We start from the raw sequence: 22,610 nt of genomic DNA, 5'->3' as shown, positions 1-22,610 counted from the left end.
ACACGCGTCAGGAGACGTGACCGGCGTAGGGATTCGTCGGACCGCCCGTGGGATTTAGCGCGCTAACCACTGCAGTGGCACCGTCGATACGCTCAACGCACACCTCGACACCCACCGGAATTGACGGACCCTCCGTCCGGGCACTCCACTCCCCACCAGAGAACTGAATGCGCCCGTTACGCTCGCCAACGATCTCTGTCACGTAACCTGTCCGACCGATCAACGCGTCCGCATTCGTTCGCACATCGGGCGTCGAGCGTTCCACGCGGCCCTTGAGGAAGGGACGCACCACGAAAAGGAGAGCAACCGCGACGACCACAAAAATGATCATCTGCACCGCAAGGCTAGCTCCCAGCGCACCGGCAATCCCGGCCGCCAGCGCGCCGATCGCAAGCATGAGGAAGACGAAACTGACCGCCATCACCTCGACGATGCCGCACACAAGGGCAGCGAGTATCCACATCCACCACATGGCCACACTCCTATTCGGTGACGCCGCGCGCCCACCAGCGCCCGTCCGTGCGTCCGGCAAGCAGGGGCATGCCATAGACTTCAGAAAGATTGACACCCGTCAGAACGTCCTCGATGGGACCCTGGTGGGCGATCGTCCCCTTCGACATGATCGCGCAGTGCGTCGCGCCGTCGGGAATCTCCTCGATCTGGTGAGTCACGAGAATAATTTGCGGAGACTTCGAACCCTTCATGATCTCGGACAGTGCCGTGATGAGCAGCTCGCGGGCCCCCAGGTCAAGCCCGGACGTCGGCTCGTCGAGAATGAGCACCTCCGGGTCTGTCATGAGCGCGCGGGCCAGCATCACCCGCTGCGCTTCGCCCTCGGAGAGCGTGGAAAACTCGTGCTCTGCAAGGTGATCGATGCCGAAGATCTCCATGAGCGCACGTGCGCGCTCATCGTCGACCTGCTCATATTCTTCGTCGTGTGCGACAGCGAGGCCCCAGGCCGCGCTGCGCACGGTGTCCAACACCGACTGCGTGGGAACGATTTTCGCTGCCACGGCTGCCGAAGCCAATCCGACTCGTGTCGCCGCCTCAGCAGGATCCACTTGAGCGAGATCCGTCTCGGACAGGGCTACCTCACCCGCATCGGGGGCAACCCGACCGGAAGCGACGCGCGCGAGCGTCGTCTTACCCGCACCGTTAGGACCAACGATAACCCAGTGCTGGCGCGGACGTGTTGACCACGAGACGTCGGATAGTACCTGAGTGTCTCCTCGCTGGAGAGACACGTGAGAGAGATTCAGGACGTAAGTCATGCATCAAGCCTAGTCGTGTTGGACACCGAGCGCGCCTCAGACGAGCGAGCGGTACAGCTCGGCGGTCTTGACGCCGATCGCTTGCCAAGAGAAGTGCTCGCGAGCACGCACGAGTCCTGCCTCGCCCATGCGGCGACCAAGCTCGGGGTCGTCCAGCACGCGGATGAGGCGGTCGGCCATGTCACGCTCGAAGGTCTCGGGGTCAAGCGGCGTGCCGGTACCGTCCTGCATCTGCTCGATAGGAACGAGGTAGCCAGTCTTTCCGTCGACGATAACGTCGGGGATACCGCCGGTCGCAGTGCCAACGACGGGCAGGCCAAGCGCCATCGCCTCGAGGTTGACAATACCAAGAGGCTCGTAAACGGAAGGGGTGATAAAAACCTGGGCGGCTGACAGGATGGCAGCAACCTCGGGCTGCGGGAGCATCTCGGAGATGAGCACGACACCGGAGCGCGTGGCACGCAGCTCGGCGACAAGGCCCTCAACTTCCGCAGCGATCTCGGGAGTGTCCGGGGCGCCAGCGCACAGGACCAGCTGGACATCGTCTGGCAGCAGGCGGGCGGCGCGCAGGAAGTAAGGCAGACCCTTCTGACGCGTGATACGACCGACGAAGACCACTGTGCGGCGCGTCGGGTCGATACCATGCTCGGCCAGAACGCGCGAACGCAGCTCTTCCCCGGCCTCGCCAACCGGCGCGTGCCACTTACTCAGGTCAATACCGTTGTGGATGACGTGAACGCGGGCTGGGTCGACGCTCGGGTAGCAGCGCAGGATGTCCTCTCGCATACCATTGGAAACAGCAACGATAGCGGCGGCAGCCTCGTAAGCAGTCTTTTCCACGTAGGAGGACAGACGGTACCCGCCGCCGAGCTGCTCAGCCTTCCAGGGGCGCAGCGGCTCCAGTGAGTGCGCAGAAACGACGTGAGGAATGTCGCCCAGAAGCGAAGCGACATGGCCCGCGAAGTTGGCGTACCACGTGTGCGAGTGCACCAGGTCCGAACCTTCGCACGCAGCTGCGATCTCAAGATCGACGCCGAGGGTACGCAACGCTGCGTTCGCCCCATCCAGCTGCGGTAGATCCGCATGGCCGGTGACCCCCGGGTCTGCACCCTCGGTCCCCGGGGCGCGGGGGCCGTCAAACGCCTGCACTCGCAGGTCATCGACGAGTCCGCGCAGCACCTTAGCCAATTCGAGAACATGGACACCCGCTCCGCCGTACACGTGAGGCGGGTATTCGCGGGTAAGTAGATCGACGCGCATGATGTGGTCCTTCCGACAGTGGCGACGCGTGTAACACATAGTATCGGAAATCACCGCGACCGAAATAGAAACGAGACGGTAGAGCAATCGATAGACATTTGTAATACAGTGTGACTACACCCACGGCCTGCGGCGATGCAGGCCACGTCGACCAACGAAGAGGTGCCGTATGGCAAAGAACCACGTTCTGGCAATCGTTCTTGCGGGCGGTGAGGGTAAGCGTCTGATGCCGCTGACGGCAGATCGCGCGAAACCGGCCGTTCCATTTGGAGGTCATTTCCGTCTGATCGATTTCGCCCTGTCGAACATCGTCAACTCCGGATACCTCAAGATCGTTGTCCTGACCCAGTACAAGTCCCACTCTCTCGACCGCCATATCTCGACGACCTGGTACACCTCTCCCCTGCTCGGCGACTTCATTTCTCCCGTTCCCGCTCAGCAGCGACGTGGGCCGCACTGGTATCTGGGCAGTGCGGATGCGATTTACCAGTCGCTGAACATCGTGGACGATGAGCAGCCCGACTACATCGTCATCATCGGAGCGGACAACATCTACCGCATGGACTTCTCTCAGATGGTCCAGCACCATATCGACTCTGGCCTGCCGGCTACAGTCGCGGGCATCCGCCAGCCGATTGAACTTGCTCCAGCGTTGGGCGTCATCGACGGTGAAGGCGGAGTCGTCAAGAATTTCCTCGAGAAGCCCAAGCATGCCGAAGGTCTGCCGGATGACCCCACAAAGGTGCTCGCGTCGATGGGTAACTACGTGTTTACCACGAAGGACCTGGTGAACGCGCTGCGCGAGGACGCCCAGGACCCCGACTCGAAACACGACATGGGTGGCAACATCATCCCGTGGTTCGTCTCGCGCGGCGAGTGCGGCGTCTACGACTTCCAGGACAACGACGTGCCAGGTTCGACCGACCGCGACCGCGACTACTGGCGCGACGTTGGCACGCTGGACGCCTACTACGAGGCGAACATGGACCTGATCTCGGTGCACCCGGTGTTCAACCTGTACAACCGCAGGTGGCCGACGATGACAATGATCGACGGCTCGCTGCCGCCGGCTAAGTTCGTCTACGGTGACCAGGATCGTATGGGTCACGCAATGGATTCTTTTGTTTCGCCCGGCGTGATCGTCTCGGGCGGCGAGATCGTGCGCTCGATTGTTTCCCCGAACACCTACATCCACTCGTGGGCGCAGGTCTCGGATTCGGTCGTGATGCATGGCACGCGCGTGGGTCGACATTCGAAGGTTGTCAAGGCGATTCTGGACAAGAACGTCGTTGTCGAGGAAGGTGCCGTCGTTGGTGTTGACCTCGAGCATGACGTTGAGCGCGGCTTCACGGTCACTGAGTCTGGTATCACAGTCGTCCCCAAGGGGACGGTCGTTCGCAAGTGAGCGTGACTCGCCTTCTTGACGAGCCGGGTGTTCCGTTGCTGTCACGCAGTGGGGCACCCGGCCTCGTCGTTACCGATGTCGATTCGACATTGATTACTCAGGAAGTCATTGAGGAGCTGGCAGACGCCGCTGGCACGCGCGAGCGAGTCGCCGAGATTACTGCGCGCGCCATGAACGGCGAACTTGACTTCGCCCAGTCGCTGCGTAAGCGCGTCGCGACCCTCGCGGGTGTTCCAACCACGGTTTTTACCCAGGTTCTGGCGCAAATCACGCCGACGCCAGGGGCGCGCGAATTGATTGACGCCGTGCATGGCGCGGGCGGAAAATTCGGCGTCGTCTCCGGTGGCTTTGAAGAGGTAGTCGCTCCTCTCGCCGCTTCGCTCGGCATCGACTTCTACGCCGCTAACCGTTTAGAGGCGATCGACGGTGTCTTGACGGGCCGCGTTCTCGGGCGCATCGTCACCGCCCAGGTCAAGGTGGAGTGCCTACGTCAGTGGGCCTCGTCCCTCGGTGTCCCCCGTGAGCGCACGGTTGCGATCGGCGATGGGGCCAACGACATCCCCATGATGAACGAGGCCGGTGTCGGTATCGCGTTTTGCGCGAAACCAGCAGTACGCGAGCAGGTCGGCGTCCAACTTAACGTACCTGACCTGTCTCTGACGATCGCCCCACTAGGCATGTCCACCGCCTCACAATAGCCTACGGTTCGCGGGCATCGGTCAGCTCGAGGAGTTCGCCGTCCCATCCGCGCTTCCATTGCCTGGCGCAGTCGAGGATGCACGCAGGGTAGACGTCGCCGTCAATGCTGGCTGCCGCCTCGTCAATGTCCCACCACTTTTGCGCGTCGATAACTGAGCGTTCGAGATCAGTCCACCCGTTAGCGTTCAGGGTTGTTGAGGGAGCACGAGCGATAAAGAACCATTCATCCTGACGCGCGGTGACGGCCAGGAAATCAAACTGGGCACGGCGATACAGAACAGGACCGAGAAGATCATCCACATCCAGGCGTAAGCCGGTTTCCTCATAGACCTCACGGACGGCGGCCTCGCGGGGTTCCTCACCCGCCTCAATACCTCCTCCGATCGTGAACCACCATGAGCGTTCAGGCTGGTCCTCGTCATGTCCCTTCGCCAGCAGCACCCTGCCCTCACCGTCGAATAACAGGACGCGGGCAGCTTCCCGGTGAGGGTAGCCGTCCGCGTCCACTGGCCAATCGAGTGCGCTCATGCCTCCACAATAGTTCGTCGGCGTCGCATTCCCCAGACGAGAAGTACCACGCCGAGGATGAGCACAGGCAATTCGACGCAGCCGTAGACGAGGTTCCAGTTCTCATCCGGGGCAAGGAAACCCACCGCATTAGCCTGTGAGTGAGCCAGGACAGCCACCAAATACCCTCCGATTCCAACGAGAACGCCAGAGAGGACGTTTCGCCGGCGCAACGAAGCCCACGCAAGTGCCCAGCCAAGAATTCCCGCGTAAACGGCGTGTCCGTACCCTCCGAGGAGAGCGCGAGCAAGGAAGGACTCCCACAACCCGCTCATGCCCTGGTCAAGAGCACTCACGTAGTAGCCAATATCCTCTCCCCATGCGAAACCGGCGCCAACGAGCGCTCCGAACACCGCACCTTGTGCAGGGTGCTCCAAGAGACGACGGACAGCGAGGATGATGATGAGCACACCGATGCCTTTCGCCGCTTCCTCGACGAGGGGTCCAGTCACAACAGATGTCACAACGTCAGCGGCATCCTCGCCCAGCGACGTGGCCTCCACAGCCGCGTCGATCATTCCGTTTCCGATGCCGGCAATAATGAGTGCACCACCGCTGCCCCAACTGAACGCCGCGATCCACGAAGAGACCGATGGAGTGAAGCGTGCCAGCCACGCGAGGAACAGGATGCAGACGAGAGCGCTCGTGCACGAAGCGCCCACGGCGAGGCCCGCCGTGGAGGCGACCGCGCCATAGACGCCGCCTACCACTTCATGGGCAGCTGCTAGAACATTCACACTGATGAACAGAATCGAACACACGGTCAGCTTCCGCGAAGTGACGCGGGATGACAAAGCATGAGTCACAGGGTTTCCTTTCTGTTGGCACCAGTATGACCCATTACTCTATGAATGCGCTGTGAGGGCACCATGCCAGCTAGCGGACGCGCACGCCCATGAGCCGCTGGAAGACGGCACGATGCTCGGTCGCCTGCTGAACTGTCTCCCTTGTTGCATCGATTCGTTTGGCTTCGGGCCCTCGCACGTTCATGATGAACTGGTTGAGACCGAGGGAGGCGAGGGAACGCATAAACTCCTTCATCGCACGCTTCGCTGTCGGACCACCGCGAGAAACCCATGCCAGAGCAGCACGACGCGAGGATGACTCACAGGTCATCTGAACCTCGCTGGGAATGATCCACCCCTGCCGAACGTAGGGCATCAGGCCGGCTGCAGCGTCACGCCTCTCGCGTTTGAGCGCCGATGCGACGAACCAAAGCCACGCGCAAAACAGTGGAATCTGAATAACTCCATAGAGGACAAACCACTGTCCATCGGAGGATACGATCGCCGCGGAGCCGTTCCACGTGCCATGCATGGTCACTCCGATCAGGTAACCAAGCGTCACGACACCGCATCCGACGCCCAGCGAGCGCGTACGCGTGACAGCCCATCCGATTGCCCAACCCGTACAGCTCGTGTACATGACGTGCCCAAAAACACCGAGGAAAACACGGATGAAATAAGTTTGTGGGAGCGTACCGTTGAATGTTGAGTTCACAAAGTAGGTGAAGTCCTCGACGACGAGGAAGCCAGCCGCAGAAAATCCACCGTAGACCAAACCATCGACGGGCGAAGAAACGTTGTTACGCCGAAGCATGACGATGGCGATGACACCGAGGGCTTTCAGAAGTTCCTCACCCAGGGGAGCGCCAACCACGGAGCGGAAGACGGCACCCGCGGTGTCACTGCCCGACAAGTTAGCGAAAGACATAAAGGACAGCTCATTAAACATGCCCGCAAAAAAGACAGCAACGCCCCCGCCCCACAGGAAGGCGGCGATTTTCGTCCACCACGGTTCGGGCTCAAAACGGTCGATGAACTGCAGGAAAGAGATGACGATAGAGAGCGGAACGATACACATGATCGCCAGGAAGACGGTTAGAACCGGGCCGCTGGCCACCATGAAACCGAAGACACCGAGAAGCATGAGGGCCGCTCCCGCACCGATCACAACCGCTTCGAAGACGGGCACCGGTTGACGCTTGAGCGCCGGCACGGACCAGACCTGAGCCGCCTGCGGCGCAGCCTGCGGGTACTGAACGGCGCCAGGTCCGGGCATTGCTGGAGCTGCGTGCACAAATGAACGGAAGCTCGGGGTAAATTGCCCGGGGGCGGGCGCGCCTGTTAGATTTCCAGCCCCGTTGAAGGGGTGCGCTTGGGCAGTTCTTTCGGCACTGTTGTGCCCCGACGCGGCGTAACGGTTCCCCGCTGGGGTCCGATGTGGGTTCTGCGTGGGGGCCGAGGCCGGGGCAGGCTGCGGGATTGAGTCAGCCCGACCAGACGGCACCTTTCCCGGCGACGCAGGCTGCGTCGCGGAGGAAGGAGTGGGAATCGGCGTGCTTCGTGCAGCACCCGGCTGGGGAATGGCGGGTTCACTCGGAGCAGGAACGCGATACTGTGGAATGTCTGTCACTGTGGAACTTCCTGCGGTCAGGCAACGGCTGAGCGCGAGGACACAGCCTTGGTCACGTCGTCCTGTTGCGCGGCAATGGACGTCAGGCGCAGGAATTCACGCCGGTTCTCGGCTGCATCCGCCAGCATCTGACGGTCATTATCGATGCGGGCCGGATCAGGTCCGTGCTTGGCCATAATATGTTGGTCGAGTCCGAGCGACGCCAGATCCGACAGGAATGAACGCATTGCCTTCTTGGCGTCTCGCCCGCCGCGCGCAACCCATTTCATGGCGGCCTTGCGTGAGCGCCTATCCGTCGCCATCGTAACCTCTCCGGGAAGGACCCAGCCGGTACGAACGTAGGGAACCAAGCCCTTGCGAATCTTGTCTGCTTCTTTGCGTGTCGCACGCAAGAGTAGGACCGACCATACGATAAAGCACGGCACTTGCACAACAAAATACAGGATAATGAACCATCCGCCGCCGAAGGAGGCGCTGCCGTTCCACAGGAGGTGGATGAGCATGGCTAAGGTCCAGAAGACCACGACAATTCCGGCCTTAGACCAGCCGCGCTTGAACTTCAGCAGAGCCAGGGCTAAACCGATGCCGGTCATCGAGGTTGCCATGACGTGCAGGAAGGGACTGAAAACGCCGCGCATAACGACGAGCACGATGAGGCTCGCTGTGCCTTCGGCCTCGCCGCGCAGGAAGTAGAGAATGTCCTCAGTGAACATAAAGCCCGCTGCCGAAAATCCTGCATAGACCACGCCGTCAAGAACGGAGTTAATGCTGGTGCGACGCACAACGACGACGATCAGCACGCCGATCGCCTTAAGGGTTTCCTCGACGAGGGGGGCAACGAAGGTCGCAGATATTGCCGAGGCCGATTGAGCATCGCCCGTGGTGTAGGCGATGTTCACGTGCAACGCTGTATTGAGGATGCCGGCTGACAGGGTCGCGACACCGGCGCCCCAGAGGAACATCGTGAGTTTAGTCTTCCACGGTTCGGGCTCCCACCGGTCAATGCGGATGAGGAATCCGACGACGATGGCAAGTGGAATGAGCGCGAGTAGCGTCGTCTTGACGAGCGCGAAGTATCCCGACGCTGCCGGGCTGAGCATGTAGAAGGTCAAGCCAATGAGACCAAGAACACCGACAACGGTGAGCACCATTTCGAGCCACGGGAAGGAATGAATCGCCTTCGGTGGCTGCCAGACAGGTGCCGCATCGTCAGGAGCGGGTGCCCCGATGCCATTATTGTCACTAATGGCTGCCGCACTTATCTTGCGCAGGCGATAGTCCTCTCCTGGCCCGCCCCAGTGGGTGGTCTGCATGTCAGTATCCCCGTCCGCCAGTTTGTGTGTCGTCATCAAAATCAATGGACTCTGGAACCGGAGCGTATCCGGCGAGCCGAAGCAATTTTACCATTCGTGCGGAACGAAGGGCGCGCACACTTGATACGTCCACGTTATGCACGTTTCGAGTTAGTTCTATTCGGTAGCAGGTTGCATCAAGGGCATTAAGACGCCCGACAGCCTGCGGATCGGTCGCAAGCCGGGCACGAACAGCGGGGGTAAGCGTGTCCCTGATGGAACGCGACAAACTGGAAGCACGCTCAAGCCGAGCAGCGACCTTCACCCGATCGCCCTGACGGCTCCCGCTCGTCCGACGATCAAGTCCGTCAGTCGTAAGCTGATCCCCGTCATCGTGGATGCATGCGCGCGCAATGTCGCGCATCATATCCGCCTCTCCCGCGACGAAAGGCGCCGTCTGAGCGAGAAGCGAGGCCTCGGAGGCGCGACGCAACAACAGGCGCGACAGCGCGTCACGCGACGCGATGATCCGTTGATGAAGCCGATCGAGCCGACGCGCCCGACTGACGGCAGCAGCGACAACAATAGCGAGCGCAATGACAGCGAGCACTGCTGCCAGGAGCGCCCAAGGCGACATTAAAATCACAGGGACTCCTCCTCTCGCTCCCGCCGTCCCCGGATCAAATCAAGTGGACGACGAGAACCTGATTCAGCAGGACTACCCATGTCGATAGCGAGCTTGTAGACCTCAAAAACCTTATCCGCCACGACCTCCCAATCGTATTGCGCGGAGGAACGCTGCCCAGCCTCCGACAGCGCATCGAGCCGATCCCGATCCTCCAAAAGGTCGTTGAGTGCCGCGGCGAGCGACTCGCAGCTGCCTGTCTCAAAGAGCACACCCGCGCGACCATCCTCCAGGACAGCTCGGAAAGCGGGAATGTCGGAAGCGATCACCGCTGTGCGAGCAGCCATAGCCTCGACCAGCACAATTCCGAAGGACTCCCCTCCCGTCTGAGGGGCGACGTACACGCTCGCGCCAGCCAGCAATGACTCCTTCTCCTCGTCGCTGATTCCACCGAGAAAGGACACAGACTCACCAAAACGCGCCACAGCGGCGCGAATCTCGGGAGCGTCTCCCCTGCCCGCGATCAGGAAACGGGCACCCGGGAAATGCTCCAGAACAGGCCCGATTGCGCCGGTGAAGACCCCCAAGCCCTTACGAGGTTCGTCAAGGCGCCCCAGAAACACAACAACCGGACTGCCCTCGCGGGCCTGCCATCGGGGAAGAGGCTGCGCGGCGCGAAACGCAGCCGTTTCAACACCGTTGGGAATAATGACCGCGTCACCGCCGTGATGCTCAATGAGGGTGCGGCGCGCCTCCTCAGATACTGCGATGCGCACTCCGATACGTTCCATGTACAGGCGCATCGGTGCCGACGCAAGAGTACGGGAGACCGAACGACCCAGCGCAGCGTGGAAGGTGCCCACCAGCGGCGCGCTCGATAGCATCGCCGCCGCCATTGATACGGATGGAACAACCGGCTCATGCACGTGGACAACATCGAAGTCATTGTCAGCCAGCCAGCGGCGCGTTCGTTTCAGCGTCGTCGGCTTCACCGAAATGTTGGCGACCGAACCGTTGAAGGGAATCGACACCGACGAACCCGCTGACGTGATCCACTCGGGTAAGTCCGACGACGTCGAAGGAGTCAACACACGCACGTCGTGTCCACGCGAACGGAACTTCAACGCCAGATCACGAATGTGGAAACCCACTCCCCCGGGTACATCCCACGAATAGGGATTCACGATTCCAATCTTCACCGATTCTTCCTCTCGTGCTGCGCGCGGGCGCGTGCCAAGCGTTGCGGATCCAGGTCCTCCACGAACACTCGCTGCATCATGTGCCAATCCTGAGGTTTATTGGCCATCATGGCAGCAAACTCGCGAACCCACGCCGCCGTCAGCGCCTCCACGCGGTTGACACCTGCGCCGAGTTCGTCGGGGACGGTCACCGGGCCAACGCATCGAACACGCACGTCCGCTCCGGTGGCACTCTCGTTCTCGTAGGTAATGCATGCAACAAAGAGCGGGCGACCCAGCTTTGTCGCAAGAGCAGCAGGGCCGGCCGCGACGAGCGCACGCCGGGTCCCCAGGTCAACCTCGATGCCGGAACCAGAAATGTCACGATCTGCTAGGAGCGGCACGATGACGCTGCGTGCGCGCACACGCTCAACGAGGGCGGAAAAAACAGAGTCACCCTTGCCCACACCAATAACTTCCATGCCCAGGCCCTCACGCAGGGCCACGAAGCGCGCAAAGAGCGAGGGCGGCTCAACCTTTTCAGCCACCGTGACGATAGTTCGTCCGTTCGCACACACCCATGCGCCCGCACGGTCCCAACTCCCCGAATGTCCCAAGGCAAGGACAACTGGGCCGTCGACGCTCGCACGGACAAGTTCGTCAAAGCCTTCGAAGGTCACCCCCGCCAGCAAGGAACAACCCCTGCGCGAACCCAGCATCAGCTCTTCGGCATAGTTGCGGATGTGTGAACGCACCGCGGCGGTGAGTTCTTCTGGTGACGGCTCCCTGCCCGTCAGGCGTGTCATATTCGCCCGCAAACGCTCAATGGGTTCTCCTCCACGACGCGCGAGCACGCCGGCACCAACATGGGCGAGGCGCATCACGGCACGCAGGGGCAGGCGGGGCGCCAGTGCAAAAGCGATCGACAGGGGCGAAAAGGTCACTGCGCTCCCTCGTCGATGTGACGCGCGGTGAACCAGATGCGCTGGCAGACAGTAATGAAAGACGCAAACGCAACCCACGTCAGGCCAAGAGCCAACACCCACGCGGGCGCGCCCACACTCATGACGATCGCCGACCCCATTCCAACAATCAGACGGTCTGTCCGTTCCGCGATTCCCAGCTTCGCGACCACGCCGACGGACTCCGCTCGGGCGCGCGCGTAGGGGACGGCTGCCGCGCCAATGATCGAGCAGATCCCAGCGACAATCACCCACGTACGCACTGGAGACTCATTCATCCGGAAGACCGCGAAAGCCGTGAGCGAACCGAAAACCGCGCCGTCGGCGAGGCGGTCGAGCGTCGAATCCAGGAAGGCACCGAAGCGCGTTCCGCCGGTCGTCATCCGCGCTAGCGTTCCGTCGACCGAATCGCCGAACATCACGAGCGCCAGGGCGATACCACCCTGCCAGATCCACCCCTGCGGGATGCAGATGACCGCCACCGCCACGGAGGCAACAGTTCCAGCCACTGTCACCATGTTCGGTGTCACGCCGAGTCGAGCGAGAACACGAGCGAGCGGGGTAAAGACCGCCTTGGTGATCGACCGTCCGTGATTACCAAGCATCACTTCTCCTTCGGCCAGGCGGCGGCAAGGCGGGCGCGCGCGTCCTCCAAGAGTTCCGGCACCGCCTTCGTGCGCGCAATGATGGGCAGAAAATTGGCATCCCCCGCCCACCGGGGCACGATGTGCTGATGCAGGTGAGCGGCGATTCCTGCCCCCGCCACCTCGCCCTGGTTCATACCCAGATTGAAGCCGTGCGGGGCGGCAACCTCGCGTGTCACTCGCATCGCGGTTGCCGTTAGCTCCCCCAGCTCGATGCGCTCCGGGGCAGACAGCTCCGTGTAATCAGAAACGTGTCGATATGGACACACGAGCAAGTGACCAGAGTTGTATGGGAAGAGGTTCATGAGCACGAAGCACGTGGCGCCTCGGTGAACGATGAGTCCATCGTCGTCGGCCTTACCGGGCGCGGCGCAGAAAGGACACGTGCGGTCACTCGCGTCGGCGGGTTTGCCCTCCCCGTGGATGTAGGCCATCCGGTAGGGGGTCCAGAAGCGAGAGAAGCCGTCCGGGACGCCCGCGAACCCGCGGGCGTCCTCGGTGGGCAACGGTTGGTGGGGCGTGCCCTGCTCCGTCATGTCGTTCACGCCTCGTCGAGGCCGTCGATCTGGTCCGCGTTGTTGCGCTGCTCAATGTGCGCGGCGATCAGCTCGACGGCGCGGTCGACGGCAATGCCGTTGTGCTGCGAGCCGTCGCGCAGGCGGAAGGACACGGCCCCGGCCTCGACGTCCTCGCCACCGGCGATGAGCGTGAAGGGGATCTTGTCCTTGGACGCGTTGCGGATCTTCTTGCCGAAGCGATCGTCGGACAGGTCGGTCTCGACGCGCACGCCGCGCTCACGCAGTTTCGCGGCGACGTCCTTGACGTAGCCGTCGAAGGCCTCGGCGACGGGGATGAGGCGGACCTGGACGGGCGAGAGCCACGCCGGGAACGCGCCCGCGTAGTGCTCGGTGAGAACACCGATGAAGCGCTCGACGGAACCCAGCTTCGCGGAGTGGATCATGACGGGGCGCTGACGAGTGCCGTCGGCGGCCGTGTACTCCAGGTCGAAGCGCTCGGGCTGGTTGAAGTCGTACTGGATCGTCGACATCTGCCAGGTGCGGCCGATCGCGTCCTTGACCTGGACGGAGACCTTCGGGCCGTAGAAGGCGGCGCCGCCCGGATCGGGCACGAGGTCCAGGCCGGTGGCCGCGCAGGCGTCCTCAAGCGCCTTGGTGGCGGCCGCCCAGTCCTGGTCCGAGCCGATGAACTTGTCCTTCTTCTTGCCGTCCTCGTCGCGCGTGGACAGCTCCAGGTAGAAGTCTTTGAGGCCGAAGGCGGAGAGGATGGAGAGGAAAAACTCGATCTGCGTGCGAATTTCCTCGGAGGCCTGCTCAGGCGTGCAGTAGGTGTGCGAATCGTCCTGCGTGAAGCCGCGCATGCGGGTTAGGCCGTGCACGACGCCGCTCTTCTCGTAGCGGTAGTCGTGGCCCAGCTCGTAGAAGCGCAGAGGCAGCTCGCGGTAGGAGCGGCCGCGCGAACGGAAGATGAGGTTATGCATCGGGCAGTTCATGGCCTTGAGGTAGTACTCCTGGCCTGCCTTGGTCACGTTGCCGTCCTCGTCGCGTTCCTCGTCAACGAGCATGGGTGGGAACATCGTGTCCGCGTAGTAGGGCAGGTGGCCCGACGTGTGGAACAGACCGCCCTTGGAGATCTCGGGGGTGTGGACGAAGTCGAAGCCTGCCTGCTTATGACGGTCGGTCACGTAGGACTCGATCTCGTGGCGCAGGATGCCGCCCTTGGGGTGGAAGATGACCAGGCCGGGGCCGATCTCCTCGGGGAAGGAGTACAGGTCCAGCTCGACTCCGAGGCGGCGGTGGTCGCGGCGCTCGGCTTCCTTGATGCGCTCCTGGTAGGCGACGAGGTCCTCCTTGGAGGCCCAGGCGGTGCCGTAGATGCGCTGGAGCTGGTCGTTCGACTGGTCGCCCTTCCAGTAGGCGGCCGAGGCCTTGGTCAGCGCAAAGCCGTTGCCGATCAGCTTGGTGGAGGGCAGGTGGGGGCCGCGGCACAGGTCCTTCCAGGCGACGGAGCCGTCGCGGCGGACGTTGTCGTACATGGTCAGAGTTGCGCCGCCAACCTCGACGGAGGCGCCCTCCGCGCCCTTGCCTTTCGTGGTCACGAGTTCGAGCTTGTAGGGCTGCTCGGCCAACTCAACGACGGCCTCGTCCTCGGAGACCTCACGGCGCACGAAGCGCTGCCCTTCCTTGACGATGCGCTTCATGCGCTTTTCGAGTTCACGCAGCAGCTCGGGGGTAACCGCGTCAATATTGCCGAAGTCGTAGTAGAAGCCGTCTGTGATGAACGGACCGATGCCAAGGTTGACGTCGGGGAAGACATCCTGAACGGCCTGGGCGAGCACGTGGGTTGCGCTATGACGCAGGATGTTCAAGCCATCCTCGCTGTCCAGTGTGATGGCCTCGACGGTCGTGCCCTCTTCGAAGGGGGTCGCGAGGTCGCGCGGGATGCCGTCGATCTTGATGGCAACGACCTCACGCGACTTCTCGAACCACGTGGTGCCCGTGGTCCCCGCCGGTACGGTCTGGTTTTCTCCGTCGATGACGAGCGAGATGTCGGGCACAGTGTCTCCTTGGTCGATACGGTCGATGCAGTTAGGTGCTAGAGGGATTCTAACGCCCGGGGGCGGGCGATTCAGGAGCGGGCGCGCCAGTCCTTGATGGCTTTCGCCGCGCTCAGCGCACGATAGATGCTCTTTTTGACGGGCATATCCCAGCCGCCGGGCACGTCTGTGAAATGAGAGGCGAAAGCGCTCTTGTACTTGCCGACGCTGTAGAGGTCGGGACAGCGCGGGGAGTGGGCACCCATTAGGTCGAATTCGCGCACGCCGTCGCGGGCCAGGAACTCGGCGGCCAGGAAATCCAGGACCGGGGGTTGGCGCAGGCGACGACCGGCCTCGGTGGAGGCGCCGTACTCGGCCTGCGCACGAATACCCTCGACCAAGCAGAAGTCCCAGCACAGGATGTTTCCGTCAGCATCACGCATGGAGAAAATACGCGCATGCTTGGGACCCAGAGTTGTGAGCAGGCTCATGTAGTAGGCCTTGGGGTGAGGACGGAAACCGTCGCGCTCGGCGGTCTCCTCCATCACCGCATAGTACTCGTCGATGACATCAGTGGCGTTCGCCGTGTCCTCGTGGAAGGTGATCCCTTCCGCTTTGCCTTTCTTCAGGCCGGAACGGATGGAGCGCTTGCCGGACTTCGGCATTGCCGCGAGGATCGCCTCCTCGGTCTTGCCGGAGGTATCAATGACGACGGTTCGGTCGTAGGAGATGGTCTGCAGGGGCATCACCAGATCCGGGTGCTGGTAGATGGCGTGCAGGCGCACGAAGACGACGGACTTGTCCCGCTTCTTGATCTCGCGCAGCAGGTCCGCGCGCAATGCGGCCTCACGTTCGGGGGTCGCTTCCTTGACCCATGTGGGTCCCCACTTGGCCCACAGGTAATGCACGCCTCGCACCGCGTACTTGTAGAGGGTGATGAAAGCGACCTTGGTGTCGTCCTCGCACCATGCGTACCGTCCCCACACACCGTGCCCCTGGGACTTTTCGAAAGCCTCCCACACGCAGGCCTGTTCGATGGGCAGGGAACGGTCCTGGAAACCCGAGACTGCGGCGATTTTGTCTTCTTGGGAGATAGGCACGAGAGAGGTGGTCGTCATGGTGTCCTCGTTAGTCGAAACGTACGGTCGCGTGTCGCAGGCCAGTTTAGCAGGGGCCGTTCCCCCATCGACGAGGCCGAGGCCGAGTGAGGGGGCCAAGCTCGGTCAGTACGAGGTTTGGGTCGGCTCAGGATAGAAGCGCGCGAACTTACGCCGATGGTTCTGCTTTTGAAGCCATACGGTGATGTTGCGGCGCAGATCCTTCTCGGTGGGATTGAGGAGTAGGTCGAAGCGGCGCCCCTCGCGGATAATGCGCTTCACGCGTGCACGCAACTGCGTGTCAGTGATGTAACGGAGCAGGAGGGAGTCGGGAACCATCGTGTATAGGATCTCGTCCTTCGCTTGTGTTTGCTCGCAGGCTTGACCGTCGATGAGGTCGGCGACCATGGGAATCATAGGATTTGCGCCCGCGGCTGCCATGTACCAGTTGTTGCGTCCGATGCGCGGGTTAACCTCGAAGAAGACGGCACGACCGTCACGCGGATCGATCTTGACATCGAAGTTTGCAAATCCGCGGTAGCCGTTTTCGGTAAGCAGCGTGCAGGCGTCCTCCCACAGTGAGGGGAAATCCTCGGTGATCATGGCAACGGGGTTACCAATCATCGTCGGGGCGTGATCCTCTAGGAGCACACGGGCAGAGCCAATGAGAGTGACCTCACCGCGGGAGTCCACGTAGGCGGTGATTGAACGCATCGCGGTGTTGTCGCCGGGGATCAGTTCCTGAACCAGGAAGGTGTCCCGGAACCCCGAAGCCTTGAGGGTCTCCCACAGCTGGGCGAGCTCGTCGGGCGTGTCGATGAACCAGATCTTGCGTTTGCCCTCGAATTCGAGGACGTCGTAGGGCTCGCCGTTGGCGGGCTTGGCGACCACAGGGAAAGCAAAGGGAATCTCCGGGCCAACCCAGGCCTCGTCCAACGCGTGCGAGAAATCGACGACGACTGTGCGCGGCGTATCGATACCCGCCCGCTCGCAGGCGCGCGCGAACTCCGCCTTATCCGTGAGCCGATTCATGACTTCCTCGCTGGGGAAGGGCAGCGCGTAGTGACGCGAGAGTGCATCCATGTTGCGCGCCACGAACGCAGAGAAAATGTCGTGGTTCGCCATCAGGATGAGCTTCTTGTCGGGGTGACACCCCGCGATCGTCATGAGAGTGTCAAGCAACTGAGCATCGGTCGCGTGAGCGCTCACGTGGTGGACATCAAAAAAGTGTGACCGTGTGATCGAATCGGTGGGCTGCGACCCCACGCAGATGCAGCGACACCCAAAGGCCTCGTTGAAACAACGCCCAATACCGTAGACCCCGAAGTCTCCACCGATGATGACGGGGAGGATGTCTTGACGGGGAGTGAGCGGGCGAGGCCGCGTCAAGTAGTCGATTGTCATGCCCCCAGCCTAGCGCCTGGTAGGATACAGAACGATCCCTGAGACCTGACTCACCACCACGAAAGTAGCGTATGAGCACCCCTTTCCCCCCTAACAACCAGCAGCCCTTCCCCAACCAGCAGGTGAGTGGCCTCCCCCCACAGTCCGGCTACCAGCAGGGTGCACCGCAGGGCTTTGGGGCCGCGACGCCCGCACAGGGGCCGTACGGCGGCCAACCAATGGGCCGCACACCCAACAAATCCAACGGCGGCCTCATCGCAGCAATCATCGCAGGAGTGTTTGTCATCACCCTTATCGGCGGCATCGTCGTCATGGGAATATTCTCAGCCGCCACGGAGGAACGCTCCGCCGGGGACCGTTCTTCCTCTCCCTCACCCACCTCAACCTACTCCCCCACGCAAAACCCCCAGCCTTCAACAACACCCAGCCCGCGCTCGACATCGACATCCAGCCCTCGTCCGACGGCAACAAGTTCCTCTGGCACCGGCCTCACATCCTCCGAAGAAACGGGCGTTATGAACGAGTGCAAGGCCGCGCTGGGCCAGTCAATTTCCAACGGATACATCACAGAGCGCACGGTTAAGAGGTACGGCACGAATAGCGATGGCTTGCCCCAGTACACCGTGGACGGCACCCTGACCGGCACATACCTGACGACTGGGAAGACGGGCACGTACAACTTCACCTGCACAGTCGTCTACCACACCGACAGCAAACTGTACGAAGCCTGGGCGTTCATCAGCGCGAAGTAACCCCATGATTGTCCGACCCAGCCTCTTACCCGCCGCCAGGGTCCACGCGGACCCATGGTGGATGAACGCCATCCTGTACCAGATCTATCCGCGTTCTTTCCAGGACATGAACGGGGACGGGGTCGGCGACCTGGAGGGGATTGATCGCCGCCTCGATTACCTGGCGGACCTCGGCATCGACATCGTCTGGATTTCGCCCATCTACCGCTCACCTCAGGCGGACAACGGGTATGACATCTCCGACTACCGCGACATCGATCCGCTGTTCGGCGACCTCACCACTTTTGATGCCCTTGTAAGCCACGCTCACGAACTCGGTATACGTGTCGTCATGGATCTGGTAGTGAACCACACCTCGGTGGAGCATCCGTGGTTCGTGCAGTCCGCCTCAGGAATCGACTCACCGCGTCGCGACTGGTACTACTGGCGCGACCCCAGACCCGGCACAGTCCCTGGCTCCGCGGGTGCTGAGCCCAACAACTGGGAGTCTTTTTTCGGTGGTCCCGCGTGGGAGTACGATCCAGCGTCGGGCCAGTACTATCTTCATTTGTTTGCACGCGAGCAGCCTGACCTGAACTGGGAGAATCCCCAGGTCCGCGACGCTGTGTACGACATGATGAACTGGTGGCTGGATCGGGGCGTGGATGGTTTCCGTGTCGATGCGATCGACGTCATCTCGAAGTTCCCAGGATTGCCCGACGGCGGACCCGCCCGGGCGCCGTTCGGTGTGGGACACGAGTGTTTCGCGGACGGCCCGCGCCTACATGAGTTTCTTCAGGAGATGCACGAGCGCACTTTTGCCCTGCATCCCGGATCGTTTACGGTCGGTGAGGCGTCCAACGCGTCACCTGAATCTGCGCTCTTGTTCTGCGATCCCGCTCGGCGAGAGTTCAACATGCTGATTCAGTTCGAGCACGTCAACCTCGGCCAGGAGGCCGGTAAGTTCTCGCCACGCCCCCTTGCCGAAGGAGAGCTAGCCGATGTTCTGACACGCTGGCAAGAGACTCTCGCAGATCGAGGATGGAACGCCCTGTACGTGGAGAACCATGATCAGCCACGCGCGGTGACCCGCTTCGGGGATCCCGATGCTTTCTGGTTCGAATCCGCGACTGCTCTCGCCACCGCCTACTTTCTTCAGCGCGGCACCCCTTTCATCTACCAGGGCCAGGAGATCGGTATGCTCGGCGGGTGCTTCACGCGGGCGAGCGATTTCCGGGATGTTGAATCACTCAACTACCTGCGTGCGAGTGGTTCCACCCTCGTCCCGGCTGGTTTAGCTGCCATCTCGCGTGACAACGGGCGCACCCCCATGCAGTGGGGTGATTCACCGAACGCAGGCTTCACGTCGGGAATACCGTGGATCGACGTGCCGACCTCGGCGTCACGCATCAACGTTGACGCTCAGCTCCACGATCCTTCTTCCGTCCTCGCTTATTACCGTGCGCTCATCGAGGCACGCCATCGCATCCCGGCTCTTACTTTCGGGTCCTTTGAACGGATCGACGCTGGCTCACCCGCGATCTTCGCGTACATGCGCGCGTGTGAGGGCAGCGCCGTTCTCGTCGTGGTTAATCTGTCGGGGCGCGCCCTCACTCCTGCTCGTACCCTCCAGGACGAGGCCTACTGCGCTTCTCGCTGGAACCTGTACTTGAGCAACGCTACAGAGGAAGTCAGAGACGGTTCTTCGGGCTGTGCCGAACACGACCCATCCCCTGCTTCTGTTCTTGCCCCGTGGGAGGCCCGGGTCTACGTGAGTTCACGCTAGGACCCTTGCGTGTGCACCGCACGGTCGGCGATTTGTTGTGCCAGAACGATTCTACCTGCACCAAACCGTTCGAGTTCCCTCCCGCTTTCTTATCGTTCTGCGGTCGTGTCCGCTGTGGCGTCCGCTGCCATAGTCGCGATGTCTGCGCTCGCACCTTTATCGGTTCTATCAACGACCGTGGGTGGGAGGAACATCGTTCCTCCCACCCACGGTGAGGCGGTCGTTAATCCGGTGCTTTCAGTTCAGCCGCGATGACGCTTGGCCGCTATGAACGACAGGCCGACAATCGCGATGATTCCCGCCAGAGCACCCAGTCCTGACGCGTCGGCACCTGTCGTTGCAAGCTTGGGTGCGGGCGACGGCGAAACCGAAGGCGTTGGCGCAGGACTCGACGGGGTGGCCGAAGGCGTGGGGGTCGGGGTAGGAGCGAGTGTATTCGTCAACGTCAGTGAATAGACGTGGTCGTCGCTCAGAGTGAACGTCGCCTCACGATTGTCGGCTGCGAGCGTAACACCGTCAGCAGTTTCGAAGACTCGGCTGGCCGCGTCGTTCCACGTGATCTCAGCGGACGCGGGCAGATCACCCTCGGTGACGGTAACGACGGTTCCCAGAGGTAGGGACTCTGGGTAACTGTACGTCTCCCCCGCCTTGATGGTTGTCTCAAAGGTCTTATCCACGGACGGGTCGGCGACGTTCTTCAGAGTGATGACCAGGGTGTAGTCGAGATCCTTGGCTGATTCGGGAAGATCGCCCTCGACTTTCTTGGTCACGGAGAACGTCTGATGCGCGTAAGCGTCTGCGGTCGCACCGTAACGCAGGACCTTCCTGACGGGTTCAACAGTCTTACCGGGAACGTTGAACGTCACTGTGTTGGCGAATTCACCAAGGACGTCTCCTGCACGCTTCGCACCCTCGACGCGAGCAGGAAGCAGAATAATTGCCGACTGGTTGGCGGGGATTTCGGCGAGCGTGACAGTGACTTTCGTGGAGGTGCACTCAATCTGGGCGGCGTTACCGAAGGCCCCGTTCGACGTATCGTTCACCTGGCGCAGACCGTCGGAAGTCGTCGGGTCGGTCACCAGGTAGGTGTGTGTCTTCGTGTAATCGTTGACGGTGTTACAGTCGAAGCTCCAGTGGGAACCTGCGGGGACCTCATCGACGATCGAAGCACCGGAGACCGCGGCATCACCGGCGGGCACAATGACTCGCCACATGATTGCCTTATTCTCGTCACCGTCTTCGTTTTCTGTCAGATTCAGCCATCCGTCCTTCTGATAGTGGGCTTCACCAGGAGTCCGGCGAGTCATCTCGAGGTTGCGTGTCACCTTCCCGCCGACCGTCACAACGTAGTGTTCGCCGCCGGGGCCGCTGTACTGCGCCAAACCGTGCGTCGTCACCGTACCGTACCACTGGGCAGCGGATTCAACCCTGTCGTTGAAAACGACGGTCACATTGCCATCGGCACCCCAGGTACCACAACCGACCACGATATTGTCGTGCGAGACCACATCGAAGGCGCGCGCGACGTTTGGACGTAGCACCGACTCGCCGTTCGCTTGGTTGACAACGTTCGCGTTATAGGTGAAGTAGTCGCCTGCCTTGACATGTCCTGTGCTCTTCCAGGGAAGCTTGACACCCAGGTCCCACCAGTCGCCCACCGAGTGAATCTCGTGGTCGCTCTGGTCGACCAACTGGGCATTGTTCCAATCAAGCGTGACCTTATCGCTTACATTCGTCACCGCGCCAGGACATGCGGGAGCGTCTGCGTAAGCGGGAACCCGTGCGCCAACGAATTGCGTGAAGCCAAGAAAACTCAGTATCAAAGCAACGGCTGCTAAGTATGCGCCCAGATGACGGCGCTTCACGGCGACCATAGATAACTCCTGTCAACGGGATATGCGACAATGTCGCTTCATGCATTGCCAGTCTATGTCACCGTCCTGCAATTTGGTCAAGAATAGGAAGAATGAGTTCGCCGTAACCAATATTTTTTGACTTCGACAAGGCATATATACCGCAGTTTCATTAGTATCAATCAGGATGTGTCAACTTTTATTGTTCCGGCGTGTCGCTAATTTTAACAACACTAATTAACAGAGACGAAGTCGCATGCTTTAAAATAATATGGGATCATTTTATTACCGCATGGTTCAACACTGCCGAAGACTGACAAACCAATGAATAGGGACGGCGCACACACAGGTATCAATTGCCTAAAGGCCAACATGTATAGATGGCGATGAGCGTTCACTTATATACCGGTGCGCACACGCAACAGAACGGGCATAACCCACCGGATAGCATTCGGACGGTAGATGACAGCCCAAGCTCTTAGACGCGCATCTCAAGGACGGAATGGGTTGCCACTACTACCCATTGGATCCGTTCGGGAGCCACGCCCCGAGCTGCGGCCCACAACAGGCTAAGAACCTCGAGTTTCAGACAGAAGCGCCACCACACCCCAGCCCCATCCCATGGGGAAATGACACCATTAGAGTCGCGACACGCCGACAAGCCACCCCTAATGAGGCATCACAACCAACAAAACACCGATTTTCCCGCATCGACAAGCCGAAAAGTCACTCCTCCAGCAACACGTAGCGTCCTACAACTCGAAAGAGGGGTGCGAAACAATAAAGGCCGGATCACAGTAACCCGGCTTACCTGGTGGGCGATACTGGGATCGAACCAGTGACCTCTTCCGTGTGAAGGAAGCGCGC

The 22,610-nt window shown here is 61.3% G+C and carries 20 protein-coding genes; 4 read left to right on the top strand and 16 right to left on the bottom strand.

Annotation, left to right across the window (positions count from 1 at the left end; genetic code table 11):
- Positions 1-7 precede the first annotated feature (7 nt).
- From RYL44_RS06110 to glgA, 3 genes are read right to left on the bottom strand one after another with little or no spacing between them, the layout of a single operon-like run.
- Positions 8-472, bottom strand: a complete 465-nt coding sequence (locus RYL44_RS06110; protein WP_073983387.1) for an NfeD family protein — start codon at positions 470-472, stop codon at positions 8-10.
- Positions 473-482: 10 nt separating this feature from the next.
- Positions 483-1,271: an ABC transporter ATP-binding protein gene (locus tag RYL44_RS06105; RefSeq protein ID WP_314804548.1), complete on the bottom strand. Its 789-nt coding sequence runs from the start codon at positions 1,269-1,271 to the stop codon at positions 483-485.
- Between the two features lie 36 nt (positions 1,272-1,307).
- A complete protein-coding gene (gene glgA, locus RYL44_RS06100; RefSeq protein WP_314768494.1) occupies positions 1,308-2,531 on the bottom strand; it encodes a glycogen synthase in 1,224 nt (407 codons plus the stop codon).
- Positions 2,532-2,700: 169 nt separating this feature from the next.
- Between glgA and RYL44_RS06095 the strand changes: the two genes are divergently transcribed.
- Positions 2,701-3,936 (top strand): glucose-1-phosphate adenylyltransferase, encoded by a 1,236-nt coding sequence (locus RYL44_RS06095; protein ID WP_314768496.1) that lies wholly within the window; start codon positions 2,701-2,703, stop codon positions 3,934-3,936.
- A gap of 2 nt (positions 3,937-3,938) precedes the next feature.
- A complete protein-coding gene (serB, locus tag RYL44_RS06090) occupies positions 3,939-4,634 on the top strand; it encodes a phosphoserine phosphatase SerB (protein WP_314975406.1) in 696 nt (231 codons plus the stop codon).
- Between the two features lies 1 nt (position 4,635).
- Here the strand turns inward: serB and RYL44_RS06085 are convergent, their stop codons facing one another.
- The 12 genes from RYL44_RS06085 to RYL44_RS06030 all read right to left on the bottom strand — a co-directional run bounded on the left by RYL44_RS06085 (position 4,636) and on the right by RYL44_RS06030 (position 17,373).
- Positions 4,636-5,163, bottom strand: a complete 528-nt coding sequence (locus RYL44_RS06085; protein WP_073983392.1) for an NUDIX hydrolase — start codon at positions 5,161-5,163, stop codon at positions 4,636-4,638.
- Positions 5,160-6,008 carry a PrsW family intramembrane metalloprotease gene (locus RYL44_RS06080; protein WP_073983393.1) on the bottom strand — a complete coding sequence of 283 codons (849 nt, stop codon included), beginning with the start codon at positions 6,006-6,008 and terminating at the stop codon, positions 5,160-5,162. Before RYL44_RS06080 ends, RYL44_RS06085 begins: the two co-directional genes overlap by 4 nt.
- 70 nt (positions 6,009-6,078) lie before the next feature.
- Positions 6,079-7,263: a PrsW family intramembrane metalloprotease gene (locus RYL44_RS06075; RefSeq protein WP_276738686.1), complete on the bottom strand. Its 1,185-nt coding sequence runs from the start codon at positions 7,261-7,263 to the stop codon at positions 6,079-6,081.
- 371 nt (positions 7,264-7,634) lie between these two features.
- Entirely contained in the window at positions 7,635-8,966 is a 1,332-nt protein-coding gene (locus RYL44_RS06070) for a PrsW family intramembrane metalloprotease (RefSeq protein WP_276738684.1), read from the bottom strand.
- Positions 8,932-9,555 carry a hypothetical protein gene (locus tag RYL44_RS06065; protein ID WP_073983396.1) on the bottom strand — a complete coding sequence of 208 codons (624 nt, stop codon included), beginning with the start codon at positions 9,553-9,555 and terminating at the stop codon, positions 8,932-8,934. Before RYL44_RS06065 ends, RYL44_RS06070 begins: the two co-directional genes overlap by 35 nt.
- On the bottom strand, positions 9,552-10,733 hold the full coding sequence (locus tag RYL44_RS06060) for a glycosyltransferase family 4 protein (RefSeq protein WP_073983397.1): 1,182 nt from the start codon (positions 10,731-10,733) through the stop codon (positions 9,552-9,554). Before RYL44_RS06060 ends, RYL44_RS06065 begins: the two co-directional genes overlap by 4 nt.
- Complete coding sequence (locus RYL44_RS06055) at positions 10,730-11,656, bottom strand: phosphatidylinositol mannoside acyltransferase (protein ID WP_314768506.1); 927 nt, start codon at positions 11,654-11,656, stop codon at positions 10,730-10,732. Before RYL44_RS06055 ends, RYL44_RS06060 begins: the two co-directional genes overlap by 4 nt.
- Positions 11,653-12,279 carry a phosphatidylinositol phosphate synthase gene (gene pgsA, locus RYL44_RS06050; RefSeq protein ID WP_314768508.1) on the bottom strand — a complete coding sequence of 209 codons (627 nt, stop codon included), beginning with the start codon at positions 12,277-12,279 and terminating at the stop codon, positions 11,653-11,655. The genes RYL44_RS06055 and pgsA overlap by 4 nt, the downstream gene beginning before the upstream one ends.
- On the bottom strand, positions 12,279-12,854 hold the full coding sequence (locus RYL44_RS06045; protein WP_314975405.1) for an HIT family protein: 576 nt from the start codon (positions 12,852-12,854) through the stop codon (positions 12,279-12,281). Before RYL44_RS06045 ends, pgsA begins: the two co-directional genes overlap by 1 nt.
- Before the next feature lie 5 nt (positions 12,855-12,859).
- Positions 12,860-14,893, bottom strand: coding sequence for a threonine--tRNA ligase (gene thrS / locus RYL44_RS06040; protein WP_314975401.1), 2,034 nt, complete (start codon positions 14,891-14,893; stop codon positions 12,860-12,862).
- 71 nt (positions 14,894-14,964) lie between these two features.
- Positions 14,965-15,990: a lipid II:glycine glycyltransferase FemX gene (locus RYL44_RS06035; protein WP_314975400.1), complete on the bottom strand. Its 1,026-nt coding sequence runs from the start codon at positions 15,988-15,990 to the stop codon at positions 14,965-14,967.
- A gap of 105 nt (positions 15,991-16,095) precedes the next feature.
- Entirely contained in the window at positions 16,096-17,373 is a 1,278-nt protein-coding gene (locus RYL44_RS06030) for a carboxylate--amine ligase (protein WP_314768515.1), read from the bottom strand.
- 71 nt (positions 17,374-17,444) lie between these two features.
- Between RYL44_RS06030 and RYL44_RS06025 the strand changes: the two genes are divergently transcribed.
- The gene (locus RYL44_RS06025; RefSeq protein WP_084795712.1) at positions 17,445-18,125 is read left to right on the top strand and encodes a hypothetical protein; all 681 of its coding nucleotides are present in this window, start codon (positions 17,445-17,447) and stop codon (positions 18,123-18,125) included.
- A gap of 4 nt (positions 18,126-18,129) precedes the next feature.
- Positions 18,130-19,890: a glycoside hydrolase family 13 protein gene (locus RYL44_RS06020; RefSeq protein ID WP_314975399.1), complete on the top strand. Its 1,761-nt coding sequence runs from the start codon at positions 18,130-18,132 to the stop codon at positions 19,888-19,890.
- A 242-nt stretch (positions 19,891-20,132) separates the two neighbouring features.
- Here RYL44_RS06020 and RYL44_RS06015 read toward each other — a convergent pair whose 3' ends face one another.
- Entirely contained in the window at positions 20,133-21,764 is a 1,632-nt protein-coding gene (locus RYL44_RS06015; protein ID WP_314975398.1) for a DUF5979 domain-containing protein, read from the bottom strand.
- Between the last annotated feature and the right edge of the window lie 846 nt (positions 21,765-22,610).

The organism is Actinomyces bouchesdurhonensis (assembly GCF_963540955.1).
Lineage (GTDB): Bacteria > Actinomycetota > Actinomycetes > Actinomycetales > Actinomycetaceae > Pauljensenia > Pauljensenia bouchesdurhonensis.
The sequence above is the reverse complement of the archived record's forward strand: the minus strand, read 5'-3'. Positions and strand labels throughout refer to the sequence as shown.